The following is a 13,216-nucleotide window of genomic DNA, read 5'->3' as shown; positions in this document are numbered from 1 at the left end:
ATACTTATTTTATTCTGTTGCATTTTAGGCTATGTAAGGTATAATTGAATCACATTGTTGCTAAGATTCTTATTCAACAGAAAGCAAACTTAATTAGTAAAACTGTAGTATTACCCGCAATTATTCTTTTATTGTTAAAAAGGAGTTCGTTTTTAGATGGATCAAATGGATAAAAAAATCGTTGAAATTTTACAGAAAAACAGTCGAGCATCTCTAAAAGAAATCGCTGGTGAAACTTATCTTTCTTCTCCAGCCGTCTCTGCTCGTATTCATCGTTTAGAAAATGAAGGAATTTTAGGACGTTATATTGCTGCGCCAGATCTAAAGAAGATGGGCTATCATATTCAAGCCTTTATTCATTTAGATTTAAGTCCTAATCAAAAAGAAGATTTTTATCCTTACATTGAAAATTGTACCAATGTACTAGAGTGTAATTGTGTTACAGGAGAGTTTTCAATGTTGATCAAGGCAGCTTATCCTACTACAACAGAGCTGGATGATTTTATTAATAATTTACAGCAGTTCGGAAAAACATCTACTCAAATCGTTTTTTCTACACCGGTACCTGCTAGAGGTGTTCAGCTTATTGCATCTGAAGACGCAGAAAATTCAAAGTAAAGTAAAAAGCAACGTTATTTCTATCCTCTTACCAGAGAATATAGAAATAGCGTTGCTTTTTATAATGATAGTCCGGGCTTCGCATTTAAAGTCAAATCTAACTGGTCCGGTTCAATAGACTCTGTAAAAGCAGCAGCACCTATCATTGCTGCATTATCCCCACATAAAGATAATGGTGGGATAATCAACTCTGCTTCAGTTAATTCTTCTGAAGTGGCTGCAGTGAGTGCTTCTCGCAGCCCCTTGTTCGCTGCTACTCCCCCTGCTAAAACGATTTGTTTTACTTTTCTTTCTTTTGCACATCGAATCGTTTTGTTAACCAGTACTTCAACAACCGCAGCCTGAAAACTTGCTGCTAAATCATTTTTATCAAGTACTTCTCCTTTTTGTTGTGCATTATGCACTGTATTGATAAATGAACTCTTCAGACCACTGAAACTAAAATCATTTGTATCATCCTGCATCATCGCTCTAGGAAAGTGAAAAGTATCTTTCCCATGATGAGCCATTTCATCAATATGTTTTCCACCTGGATAAGGAACACCCAATACTCTACCAACTTTATCATAAGCTTCTCCGGCTGCATCATCTCTAGTTTCACCGATAACTTCGTACTGCCCAGCTTGTTTCATATAGACTAATTCAGTATGGCCACCACTTACGACTAAAGATAAAAGCGGAAAACGAAGTGGTTGGATTAACTGGTTAGCGTAGATATGTCCGATAATGTGATTAACTGGAATCAATGGGAGCTTGTGGGCGTATGCTACAGCTTTAGCTGCATTCACCCCTATTAAAAGGGCTCCCACTAGACCAGGACCTTCCGTTACAGCTATTGCATCCAATTCATCATAAGAAGTCCCTGCTTCTAAAAGAGCTGCTTCCATTACTAATGTCATTTGTTCTACGTGATGTCTACTGGCAACTTCAGGTACGACACCTCCAAATCGCTGATGACTTTTTATTTGAGAAGCAACTACATTAGATAGCTGTTCTGTTCCGTTTTCTATAACAGCTGCACTAGTTTCATCACAACTTGTTTCAATTGCTAATACTCTTTTTAACTTCATTTTATTCACTCCTTCATAATACACATTTCAACACAATTGCATCTTCTCTAGGATTAGAATAATAGTTTGAACGAACACCAACCGGTTGGAAACCTGATTTTTTATAAAGTAAAATAGCTGGTTTATTAGATACGCGAACCTCTAAAAACAGCTCCGTGACTTTTCGCATCCTCATTACTTTTTTTGCTTCTTCAATCATTTTCATTGCAATGCCCTTGCGCTTATAATCATTTCCTACCACAAGATTATAAACTTCTGCTTCCGATTCAATTAAATCTCCAGCAGGAAAAGTTATCATTGACCCTCCAAGAAAACCAACCACTTTTCCATTATCTTCAGCGATCAGATAAAACAGATTAGGTAAATCGATTGTTTCTTGAAATTGTTTTACTGTCCATGGTGATCCATGTTCAAAGCTTTCGTTTGATAAATCATATAGTCGTTGAGAAATTTCTTCCTGATTTTCTAATAAACGATACGTTATGTCTACAGGATTATAATTTTTCATAACGCCGCTCCTTATTTTCTAAAATACTACTTTCCTAACATCATAGCCATCTCTAGTGCATCTTCGTGATCATTAATATAATATCCTTTTTTGATTCTACCATTTTCAAACTCCATTTTTCTATAGAGGCTTTGGGCTCGCTGATTTGAAACACGAACTTCTAGACTTATTGTCTTTATTTCTTCTGCTAACGCGATTCTTTTAAGTTCATTAATCAAAAAAGTAGCAATCCCTTTGCTTTCATATGCTGGTATGGTTGCAATATTTGTAATATGTGCTTCCTCTGAAACAAACCAGGTTCCTAAAAATGCTACTGGTGTCTGATCATCTGTTACTACGATATAGAAAGCATTTTTATTATATCGAATCTCATGTAGAAGTGCTGACCGATTCCACGGTGTCTGACCACTATAACAAAGCTTTTCAATAGATATAATGGCTTCAATGTCATCTTCGGTAGCAATATGGACATTTAAGAAATCCTGATCATTCAGTGCAAAAAAATTGTGTTTCAATTCTACACGGTCTGCTATAGGCAATGGAAAAGTATGTGTATGTTTCGGTAGTTTATCAGCTAACCATTGTTTAATATTTTTCAACTAAGCTACCTCCTAGATCATCAGGATTTGCCTCTTTCCAGTTTTCTTCTGCTTCTGTTAATTTTGCGTATTCTGGAACAAAAGTATGGATATCAATTGTTTCTGCTTGCGCTCCTAACATTGCAAGCACACTAGCTCTTGGTAATTGCTGATAGCTTGGTAATAAAATCAGATTTTCTTTTAGACAATGTTTAAAAAGGGGCAAATGTTTCTCCAGATCAGTCCCAATCATTTGAACTGTTTTATGTTTAGATGCTAGTTCTTTAGCCCACTCTTCTGCAGAGATATGTTTATCCCTTTCAAGTTCAATCAGTTCTTCATTTTGATAAGTATAAAGACCAGTATAAACATTACCTCTTCTTGCGTCCATAATTGGAACAATTAATGAGCCTTTAAGCTGTTGAGCATTACCAGCCATAACCTTCAAACTTGAAATTCCTACTAATTCTATTCCTTTTGTCCATGCAAGGGTTTTAGCTACTGTTACTGCGATTCTAACACCAGTATACGACCCTGGACCTTTTGCTACAGCTATCCTGTCAATATTATCTATTGTTAAATTAGCGTCTCTTATGACATATTCAATTGTCGGCATCAATTGTATACTGTGATTTCGTTTTACGTTAGTTGTTTTTTCTGCCAAAATCTGATTATTTTCAATGACTGCTACACTCATTGACTGGTTTGATGTATCCATTGCTAAAATACGCATGTCAGGTCTCCTTGCTACATTACTTTTCTTTCTTATAGTTTAGCATATTTATGCCTCCCTAGGAACTGATCAGCAACCATCAATGAGCATATTCTTTGCAATTTATTAAGCACCAGCCTAAACTTTGCATATAGTCATCTATAAAGTTTTGTAAGCCATTGCGTTCACTATTTCAAAATCTGAAAGGAGAAATTAAAATGACAGACAAAAATGATAGCATGAAAAACAAATTAAACGGTATGAAAGATAAAGCAGTCGGTGAAGCTAAAGACCAGTATGGGAAAATCGCTGACGATAAAAGCAAACAAGTCGAAGGAAAAACCCAAAAGGTTAAAGGGAAAGCTGAAGAAAGTTACGGGAAAGCTACCGAAGACAAAGATGAACACCGTTAAGATTCATAAATATGACCATTAACAATACTGTCCACCTTTTCAGGGATTTCCTGTTAAAAGGTGGACAGTATTGTTAAAAAAATACGTTTAAAAATTTTACTCGGAGGAAACTCATGGACAAACTTTTAATTACCGGTGCTACAGGCACGATTGGAACTAATCTAGTAAAACATTTACAATCAGATTACGAACTTGTTCTTGCAGATATTGATTTTTCAGACTTTCCTGAAGAATTAAAAGAAGGTTCTACAATTATAGAAAAGGATCTTTCCAAGTTAGAAGAATGGGAAAATGTCCTCAAGGATGTGGATTATATAATCCAATTAGCCGGCAACCCAGATGCAGGTGCTGAATTTTATGAAGGATTACTAGATTTAAATTATAAATTACCACAGAACCTCTATATGGAAGCAGATAAATCAGATAGCGTTAAACGGATTATCTTTGCCAGCTCTATTCATGCTAGTAATGCTTATCCAGATAATGTCCAAGTCAAAACATTGGAGCCAGCGCGACCAGATGATCTATATGGTGTTTCCAAGGTCTTTTTAGAAGGATTGGCTAGTTACTATGCTTATAAAAAAGGAATTGAATCTATTGGAATTCGTATCGGGGATTATAAATCACCTGGAGAGGGTGTTGATCCCGAAGCTGATTTTTATTCACGTGGTAAATTTTTCTCTTACAGAGATATGAACCATTTAATCGACTGTTGCTTAAAAGCGGAACTGGAAGAACCTTACTTGTTGGTAAATGGTATTTCAAACAACTCGTTTCCAATACTGGATATCGATCAAGCTCGCATAAAATTAGGCTACCAGCCGCAGGATAATGCTTTTGATGAATAATATCAGAAAAGTTTCTACTAGCATTGACTAGTAGAAACTTTTTTTCTTTATGCACTATCTCTTTTAATCAGCTTTGTACTTAATATCACAGTTTTAATTGCTTCCCTGTCTTCATGTATCTTTTCATGAAGAAGTTGGATACCGCTCCTTCCCATTTCTTCTGTATAGACTTTTACTGTCGTTAAAGATGGAGTAATATATTTTGCAGTCGAGATATCATTGAAACCAATAATACTGACTTCTTCCGGTACTCTAATTCTATTTTCGTACAATGCTTTCAGACAGCCTATTGCAATGGCATCATTGGCAGCAATAAAGGCAGTAGGCAAGTTTTCTTTGCCTAGTATACTGATCGCTTTTTCCATATTTTCTTTACCGTCCTCTACACGAAAAGCACCTTTAAAAAAATAGGATTCGTTATAAATTCCCTGTTTTTTAAGATATCTCCTAGCGTAACTAGTCCTTGGATCTGTCCATGTTCCCGAAGAATCACTGTATGATTCTTCTCCGGCTATAAATCCTATTTTTTGATGCCCAGCTTGAATCAGATAATCAATGTTTTGTTTCATAGCTTCTTTAAAATCTATTAAAACAGTATCATTCGCCTGATCATGTGGAACATAATCTACAAAACAGACTTGAGGAGCTTGTCTTCTCAACTCTTCTACTTGAGCCGGACTGAATTTCCCTATTGCTAAAATTCCTGCTAGATCTTTTTCCAGTTTGTCTTCTTGTCTATGATAAATTCGAACGATATCATATCCCATTTGCTGTGCTTGCTGTTCCGCACCTAATCGAATTGATAAATAATATAAATCATTCAACTCTTCTTCTTCCGTATACCAATTTACAATGGCCAACTTCAATTTTTTTTGTTGGGTTTTCTTGCGATGGTTTTTATATTCTAATTCTTCAGCTGCTTCAAATATTCTCTTTTTTGTCTCATCTCCTACGGAAAGAGTTGGATCATAATTGAGTACTCTTGAAACTGTTGAAGTTGAGACCTCTGCTTTTTCTGCAATATCTTTTAATGTAGCCATTTGTTCACTCCTTCTAACTATACATCACTTATTGTACAAAAAGATGCTCCAGAGAGCACCTTTTATTTAATTATTTTAGTACATTAAATCGATACATAGTTTGTGAGTGATATGTTTGCTCAGGTTGTAAGAAAATGTTTCCAAACTTAGACTGATTAACTGCATCAGGTAATGTTTGTGCTTCTAAAGTGATTCCTGCATATTGTTTAGCTGGCTCTCCCTGAATTTGGAAAGCATCCATTTCCTTATTATGCGTAAAAATGACCACACTATTTTCTTCCGTACTCATAATCACTTGACGTCCACTTTTTTCTTCAGAAAGTACAGCTTGAACAGCTTCACCTTTTTGTTCTAATACAAATGGATGATCTAAACCAGATACTGATTTTATCTGTGGATCATCAGATAAAACTGCCTCCCGGACTAATTTTGACTCAGAAAAGTCAAATGCAGTTCCTGAAGAATCTTTTAATACTCCAGTTGGTAAGTTTCTATCTCCAAGTATTCCGTATTTAGAACTTGAAAGCTGCAATTTATGATCTAAGATCGTTTGTTTAATGTCTCCTGTCAAATTAAAATAAATATGATTAGTTGGATTGAATAACGTTGTTGCATCTGTATGAGCTGTATATAAAATCTTCCATTCATTCTTTTCAGTCAGTCGATACTCAACTTTGACTTCAAGATTTCCAGGATAGCCATTTTCTCCAGCGAGACTTTTATAGGAAAAGATTATACTAGCATGATCCTCTTCATTCTTTGTTTTTACTTTCCATAATTTAGTGTCTAATCCTGCCGGTCCTCCATGTAGCTGGTTTCCTTTTTCATTCACATCGAGTTGTACTTGTTGTCCTCCAACTGTATATTGTCCATCAGTGATACGTCCAGCAACTCGGCCGATCGTTGCTCCATAAAACGGTCTATGGGCAACCATATCTTCTAACCTTTCAACATTCAATGTAATATTTGCTTTCTCTCCATTTTTATCTGGAGTGACAATTTTTGTAACGATTGCACCATAGGGAATGGCAGATAATGAAATACCATTTGAATTAGTCAGTGTATATTCTATGACTTCTTGATTTTGAAACATGCCGAAAAACTTTGTTGTAATGTCCACTATACTTCCTCCTAATAAGCTCATAGCTTGATAATAAAAAATAATTTTTATTTTATACTTTTTTCAATAGTTCAAGGAAACGTATAAATGCCTTTTTCCCCTGTTCATCTCTTTTAAATATACCAGCGTCTTTTAAGACCTGCAAAAAGATTTCACCTACTGCATGATAAATAATTTCTGTAACATTCTCAGGGGTTATTAGATTTCCTTTCTCTTTTAATGCTTCTGCCCATTTCTGATGAACAGGGGCAACTTGTATCTCCCCACCCAGCAAAAACTCTTTTACAGACTCTAATTCTCTTTCTAATCTAGGAGGCAATATAGCCAGTCCCATTACTTCGATTAGCCCGATATTCTCTTTTTTTATATGTTGAACATTGGGATGGGGATGGAAAATACCATCTGGGAATTTATCATTTGTTCGATTGTTTCTGAGTACTAAGTCTAATTCAAACAGCTTTTCTCTTCTACGAGCAATAGGTGTTACAGCGTTATGTGGCGTTTCGTTTGTATAAGCTAGCACATCAACTGATCGATCAGAATATTCACTCCAAGTATCCATTACTTTTTTAGCCGCTTGTTCTAAAGAATCCTTATTCTCACTTTGTAGACGTATAACTGACATTGGCCACTTAACAATTCCCGCTTTGACATCTGGCAAATTTTCTAATTGAAAAGATTGTTCAATGTCAGCATATTCTAGCGGGAATGTATGACGGCCGCCCTGATAATGATCATGCGATAATATTGATCCGCCTACAATTGGCAGTCCAGCATTTGAACCAACAAAATAATGCGGTAGTGTAGTCAAAATATTGAGTAAATTCTTGATGGCATGTTCTCCTACATTCATTACACGATGTGCTTCTGATAAAAAAATTGCATGTTCATTATAATAAGAATAGGGAGAATACTGGAACCCCCATGGTTCTCCAGATACATCCATTCGTATGATACGATGATTGGATCGTCCTGGATGTATTTCATTTCCAGCATATCCTTCGTTTTCCATGCAAAGCATGTTTACGGGATAATTTGATTTTTCAGTTTTAGCTATAGCAATGTTTTTTGGATCTTTTTCTGGTTTGGATAAATTGATTGTAATCTCTATTTCTCCATATTCAGTCTGATGTTTATATTCAATATTTTTCGCAATTTCTCTTGTCTTAATATAATTACTTTCCTTGCTGAAAGTATAAAAATAATCTGTTGCCTTAGTTTTATCCTGTCCATAAAGCTTCCAGAATTGATGATTCACTTCAGAAGGTCTTGGTGTGACAATATTCATTATCTTAGCGCCGAATATATCTTTCTCAGAAGAAGTATCTCCAATTATTTTAGTATCTACTGCATATTTTATTAAATGGTCAAGTAAAGCTAGATGAGACAGGATGCTTGTTTTTTGACTAGACTCTATTTCTAAATCTTTTTTCTCCAGTAACTCTAAAAGTTGATTTACTAAATAGATGCGGTCTAAAGGATCAACTTTTCCTTTCTCAACATGCCAATCAATAAACATTAGAATGATTTGATCAATAGAATGATTCAGAGGCGGTTTTAGTCCATCTTTTTTCATGCTTCAACCCATTCCTTAGTACCGTCTGCTGTTTCTGCGATATAGAATTCAGCTGTATGCCCAATTTCTTTTTCGTACTCTTTTCCTACATTTTCGATAAAAGTCTCTACTGCATCGTTCTCAACGATTGCAATACAGCATCCACCAAAGCCGCCACCGGTCATTCGTGCTCCAACAACACCTTGTTGAAGCCATGCTAACTTCACTAATAAATCAGTTTCTTTGACGGTAACTTCGTAATCTTCATGCAAGGAAGTATGTGATTCGTTCATTAATTGACCAAATATTTTTAAATCTCCTGCTTTCAAGGCTTCAGCTGCTTGTTCTGTTCTGATATTTTCATAAACCGCGTGTTTTGCCCGACGTGTCAGCACATCATCGTTGATGATAAATTCATTTTTTTCAAACGCTTCTTCTGTCAGCTCTCCCAGGGAAGACACATTCACTACAGTCTGTAATTTTTTCAGCGCTTCTTCGCATTGTTGTCTTCTTAGATTGTACTCTGAATCTACAAGTTCTCTTCGAGTCAGCGAATTCATGATCAATATTTTGTGATCGGGTAATTTTACAGGAACTTGTTCATATTTTAGTGTATTTGTATCAAGTAACATGGCATGTTCTTTCTTCGCCATTCCTACCGCAAACTGGTCTAAAATTCCTGAATTTAATCCAAGGAATTCATTTTCTGTTTTCATTCCTAATTTAACTAGATCCAACCGTGGAATTCCTAATTCAAAACATTCATTTACCAAGACCCCTATCAATAATTCTAAAGAGGCCGATGAAGAAAGGGATGCTCCGTTTGGAATATTTCCATTGATATAAATTTCAAAACCATTTGGCAGTTTCCCATAATTTTGTTGAATGTAGTGAATCATGCCTTTAAGATAGTTCGTCCATTTATCCATCTGTTTATACTCAATATCAGTCAACTTAAAAGATAGCATTCCATCATTAGGAAAATTAGCGGAGTAGGCGCGGACTAAACTGTCTTTTCGCATTGAAATAACTGCATAAGTCCCCATTGTTATTGCACTGGGAAAAACTTTTCCCCCGTTATAGTCAGTATGTTCACCAATTAAATTGATTCTTCCAGGTGAGAAAAAGATACGTTCTCCATCTTTACCAAAAACTTCTTTAAATTCAATTAATAGCTGTTCTCTATTCATACGACTCCCTCTTTCTATATTTATTAATTTCATTGTAAGCCTTTTAGTAAATATTAACAAGTAAATTTACTAAATAATGTAATGATAACAAAAACGCCTAATCAACTGATCAGACGTTTTTATAGTTTCAGTTAGGATTCGTTATAAAATTCCTAACATACCCTTTTCTTTTTTAGCCATATGTTTATTCTTATTTATATAATATTTACTTTTTAGAACGTACTATTATTCCATTTTATATAGTCACTGACTTCTATTCCATATAGAATTAGCTGTTTTCTGAAAATCCCATAAATAAGTAAATTCCAAGAATTGCATTAAATCCAGCAGCAGAAAAAACACTAAAGCGCTCTGGAATACCAAAATATTCTTCTGAAACAACAGCTGTTCCGATTGCACCACTTACCATAAGCAAAAGTGCTATCGTTGCCCATACTGCCAAGGAAACGTATTGCTGGTTACGGTATCCTCCCAGCATAATCATTACTAAAGAACTGATAGATAGTAGCACAACCATTACCGTTACAGTAATGTGCATAATATTGTGGACATTCCAAACAGATTTATCTGTAGTAAGCGGAAATGCTGAATAGCCAACAGCGGATATCCAATTCATAATAGCAAACAAGTAAATCCCTATTCGTAATACTTTATTTAATCTTCTTTGAATAAATACGCACACCATCATAACTGAAATCAATCCGCATATGTCATATAACACTGCCAACTGATTCCAGAGCATTAAAGAAGGTGCATTTGTAGCACTCAAATCACTGACAGCCTGTTTCATCCAATTATAACTTGGGTAGGCTAGCGGACTAAATACTACAGCTACCGAATAAGAAAATAAGCTGATCATTCCTAGTAATCCTAACCAATTTATCAAAGCTTTTTCAACTTTTTCTACCTCATTTCTTGTTCTTTAAATAAAAGCACGTATATACTATTTGATAAGCTTATTATAACGATATATAAGAAAATCATGCTATTTTTTTTAAACTACTTCAGTATAAATTTAAAATACAATTTTGCCTACTACATTTCAAGTTCAAATATAAAAATTGGTAGTTAACCGTATATCTTACTATAGGATAAAAAAGATAAATTCTGCTCAACTAATACTGGCGATATACAGGACATATATCCGTATGTTCTTATTGAGATTTTAACAATAAATTAGCAATGGTATATTTTAGATTAATTAATCATTTTTTCTTGTTTTCTTCATATATTACTCAAAAATTTGTTTCTATTCTTTCTGAAATCAATGATTTAATATGGTATAATAACAGAGTACAAACAACAAGACTATAGAATCTATGACTTAACAGGAGGTCAAAATTATGCCTTTTTTCCCATTTTTTTGGGATCCTACCTTTATATTGATTATCATTGGTATGATCATCTCAGGTTTAGCAAGTATGTACGTCCAATCCACTTATAGTAAATATGGTGAAGTAAATAGTAAAAATGGTTATACTGCTTCAGATGTCTGTCGTAAAATCCTTGATGCCGCTCATCTAGAAAATGTTCGCTTAGAAGGTATTCGGGGTAATCTAACTGATCATTATAATGCTCAAGAGAATGTGCTGAGATTGTCAGATACAACTAGAAATTCAAGATCTGTTGCTGCCATCGGGGTTGCTGCTCATGAAGCAGGACATGCTCTCCAAGATCGTGATGATTATGCACCCTTAAGAATACGTGCTGCTTTAGTCCCCGTAACTAACTTCGGGCAAACAGCTGCTTTTCCAATACTTTTCTTAGGTTTCTTTCTAGGAGAAGGTGGAGGGATGTTGGTTAATATTGGAATTTTACTATTTTCTCTAACCTTATTATTCCAGTTAGTCACGTTACCTGTAGAATTCAACGCCTCAAATCGTGCGATCCAGGTTCTTGAAACGCAAGGCCTATTGAGCCGAGAAGAAATTCCTCAAGCACGCAAAGTATTAAATGCTGCTGCATTAACTTATATCGCTGCTGCAATTGCTTCGTTCTTAAGTGTATTGCGTCTAGTCTTGATTTTCAGCGGACGCAGCAGAGATTAATTTATTAAATTTTTTTCGTTACCGTTCAGTTCCGGAAAGAAAATAGCACTCTTTTTTCTCTAGGCACTGATACGCTTGACTAGATACATTCATTAAAAACTGATTTTACACTTTCTAATTCTGTAAGCAAAAATGGTACAAGTCCTTCAAAAGGCTTGTACCATTTTTTTATACTACTTGTAATTTTTCAATATAGTCTTTTAATACTTGAATAGTTTGGATACAGTCTGATAAGTCAGACCATTCTTTTGGATTATGACTTATTCCATCTTTACTTTTAACAAACAACATAGCAGATGGAATATGTCTTCCTACGATCATAGCATCATGTCCCGCACCGCTCGACAAGTAGTAAGGCTCGATTCCCAGTCTAGTCATACTTTGTGCCAATCTCTCTTGGCGCTTTTCAGAAATCGGAACTGGAGCCACGTCATGAACGTTTTGATGCATAAATTTCACACCTGTATGTTCCTGAATTTTTTCGCCTGTTTTAACAATTTTTTCAACTAATTCCGTTCTTGAGTCAAACCGAATATCTCGAATATCTACGAATAATATAACTTCTCCTGGTATAACATTTGTTCCATTTGGTTTAACTTGAATATTCCCAACCGTTGCAACTGCTGTATCATTAATTGTGCGGGGAAGTGTACTGATTTTTTGGATAAACTCGCTTGCTGCAACAAGTGCATCCTTACGGTCATCCATTGGAGTATTTCCAGCATGACCTGCCAGTCCTTCAAACGTTACTTTCAACCAGTATGGCCCGGCAATTCCTGTTACGATCCCACAAGGCAACCCTGCTTTTTCTAACTTTTTCCCTTGTTCTATGTGTACTTCGACAAACGTTTCAATTTCGTCAAGATCTCTACCTGTTTCACTGTACACTTGTGCCGTTAGACCGACATCTTGGATGACTTCTTCAAACAATCGATCATCGTAATCTTTTCTCAGAAGTGTTTTTTCCATATCAGTGTCTCCTACCATAGCTTCGCTTCCTGTTAACCCTCCGTTAAAACGTGAGCCTTCTTCATCCGTAAAGATTACTACTTCATACGGTTTCTCTGGAACATACCCTGTATCCTTCCAGGCTTGTGCGACTTCTAAAGCAGATAACACTCCGATTGTTCCATCAAAATGTCCGCCATTAGGAACCGTATCTACATGTGACCCACTCATGATAGCAGCTTTTTTACTATCTTTTCCTTCCAGACGCCCGAAAATATTCCCTGCTCCATCTTCACTGACTGCTAAACCTGCCTCCTGCATCCATTCTATCACTCGGTCTTTTGCTTCTCTTTCCAATGTAGAAAATCCCGGTCTTCTAGAACCATTATCTTCTGTCAACCCAATATTCGCCAATATACTAAGCCTTTCAGCTAATCTCTCCCCTGAAATACCATTAACTGAAAACTGATCATTGTAAGACTCCAGCAATTTTTCGTAAAGACCTATGTAAATCTCTCCCATATTGTTCTCCCCTTTTCCAATTTTGTTTATTATACCATGTTGTGTC

14 protein-coding genes are annotated in these 13,216 nt (G+C 35.6%); 4 read left to right on the top strand and 10 right to left on the bottom strand.

Annotated elements, in window-relative coordinates; all coding sequences use genetic code 11:
* Window positions 1-156 precede the first annotated feature (156 nt).
* Window positions 157-618 (top strand): Lrp/AsnC family transcriptional regulator, encoded by a 462-nt coding sequence (locus BKP56_RS05010; RefSeq protein ID WP_072694079.1) that lies wholly within the window; start codon window positions 157-159, stop codon window positions 616-618.
* Window positions 619-677: 59 nt separating this feature from the next.
* Here BKP56_RS05010 and tsaD read toward each other — a convergent pair whose 3' ends face one another.
* The 4 genes from tsaD to tsaB are packed head-to-tail and all read right to left on the bottom strand — an operon-like array spanning window position 678 to window position 3,507.
* Window positions 678-1,688 carry a tRNA (adenosine(37)-N6)-threonylcarbamoyltransferase complex transferase subunit TsaD gene (gene tsaD, locus BKP56_RS05005; protein WP_072694077.1) on the bottom strand — a complete coding sequence of 337 codons (1,011 nt, stop codon included), beginning with the start codon at window positions 1,686-1,688 and terminating at the stop codon, window positions 678-680.
* Between the two features lie 13 nt (window positions 1,689-1,701).
* The gene (rimI, locus tag BKP56_RS05000) at window positions 1,702-2,196 is read right to left on the bottom strand and encodes a ribosomal protein S18-alanine N-acetyltransferase (protein WP_072694075.1); all 495 of its coding nucleotides are present in this window, start codon (window positions 2,194-2,196) and stop codon (window positions 1,702-1,704) included.
* 26 nt (window positions 2,197-2,222) lie between these two features.
* Window positions 2,223-2,795 (bottom strand): ribosomal protein S18-alanine N-acetyltransferase, encoded by a 573-nt coding sequence (rimI, locus tag BKP56_RS04995; protein ID WP_156849222.1) that lies wholly within the window; start codon window positions 2,793-2,795, stop codon window positions 2,223-2,225.
* Window positions 2,782-3,507 carry a tRNA (adenosine(37)-N6)-threonylcarbamoyltransferase complex dimerization subunit type 1 TsaB gene (gene tsaB / locus BKP56_RS04990; RefSeq protein ID WP_072694074.1) on the bottom strand — a complete coding sequence of 242 codons (726 nt, stop codon included), beginning with the start codon at window positions 3,505-3,507 and terminating at the stop codon, window positions 2,782-2,784. Before tsaB ends, rimI (BKP56_RS04995) begins: the two co-directional genes overlap by 14 nt.
* Before the next feature lie 197 nt (window positions 3,508-3,704).
* On the opposite strand from tsaB, the gene BKP56_RS04985 reads away from it, so the two are divergent.
* Both BKP56_RS04985 and BKP56_RS04980 read left to right on the top strand, forming a co-directional pair.
* Window positions 3,705-3,899 (top strand): CsbD family protein, encoded by a 195-nt coding sequence (locus BKP56_RS04985; protein ID WP_072694072.1) that lies wholly within the window; start codon window positions 3,705-3,707, stop codon window positions 3,897-3,899.
* A gap of 113 nt (window positions 3,900-4,012) precedes the next feature.
* Window positions 4,013-4,747, top strand: a complete 735-nt coding sequence (locus BKP56_RS04980; RefSeq protein WP_072694070.1) for an NAD-dependent epimerase/dehydratase family protein — start codon at window positions 4,013-4,015, stop codon at window positions 4,745-4,747.
* Between the two features lie 47 nt (window positions 4,748-4,794).
* On the opposite strand, the gene BKP56_RS04975 is transcribed toward BKP56_RS04980, so the two are convergent.
* The 5 genes from BKP56_RS04975 to BKP56_RS04955 all read right to left on the bottom strand — a co-directional run bounded on the left by BKP56_RS04975 (window position 4,795) and on the right by BKP56_RS04955 (window position 10,511).
* Window positions 4,795-5,787 (bottom strand): LacI family DNA-binding transcriptional regulator, encoded by a 993-nt coding sequence (locus BKP56_RS04975; RefSeq protein WP_072694068.1) that lies wholly within the window; start codon window positions 5,785-5,787, stop codon window positions 4,795-4,797.
* Between the two features lie 70 nt (window positions 5,788-5,857).
* Window positions 5,858-6,907, bottom strand: coding sequence for an aldose epimerase family protein (locus BKP56_RS04970; protein ID WP_083540478.1), 1,050 nt, complete (start codon window positions 6,905-6,907; stop codon window positions 5,858-5,860).
* Window positions 6,908-6,959: 52 nt separating this feature from the next.
* Window positions 6,960-8,483, bottom strand: a complete 1,524-nt coding sequence (gene galT / locus BKP56_RS04965; RefSeq protein ID WP_072694065.1) for a UDP-glucose--hexose-1-phosphate uridylyltransferase — start codon at window positions 8,481-8,483, stop codon at window positions 6,960-6,962.
* Window positions 8,480-9,652 carry a galactokinase gene (locus BKP56_RS04960; protein WP_072694063.1) on the bottom strand — a complete coding sequence of 391 codons (1,173 nt, stop codon included), beginning with the start codon at window positions 9,650-9,652 and terminating at the stop codon, window positions 8,480-8,482. Before BKP56_RS04960 ends, galT begins: the two co-directional genes overlap by 4 nt.
* Before the next feature lie 268 nt (window positions 9,653-9,920).
* Window positions 9,921-10,511: a DUF998 domain-containing protein gene (locus BKP56_RS04955; protein WP_072694061.1), complete on the bottom strand. Its 591-nt coding sequence runs from the start codon at window positions 10,509-10,511 to the stop codon at window positions 9,921-9,923.
* Between the two features lie 484 nt (window positions 10,512-10,995).
* Here BKP56_RS04955 and BKP56_RS04950 point away from each other — a divergent pair, with 484 nt between their 5' ends.
* On the top strand, window positions 10,996-11,700 hold the full coding sequence (locus BKP56_RS04950) for a zinc metallopeptidase (RefSeq protein WP_072694058.1): 705 nt from the start codon (window positions 10,996-10,998) through the stop codon (window positions 11,698-11,700).
* 168 nt (window positions 11,701-11,868) lie between these two features.
* Here BKP56_RS04950 and BKP56_RS04945 read toward each other — a convergent pair whose 3' ends face one another.
* Window positions 11,869-13,170, bottom strand: coding sequence for a Zn-dependent hydrolase (locus BKP56_RS04945; RefSeq protein ID WP_072694048.1), 1,302 nt, complete (start codon window positions 13,168-13,170; stop codon window positions 11,869-11,871).
* Window positions 13,171-13,216: the final 46 nt, after the last annotated feature.

It is taken from the genome of Marinilactibacillus sp. 15R (assembly GCF_001895285.1).
GTDB lineage: Bacteria > Bacillota > Bacilli > Lactobacillales > Carnobacteriaceae_A > Marinilactibacillus > Marinilactibacillus piezotolerans.
The sequence above is the reverse complement of the archived record's forward strand: the minus strand, read 5'-3'. Positions and strand labels throughout refer to the sequence as shown.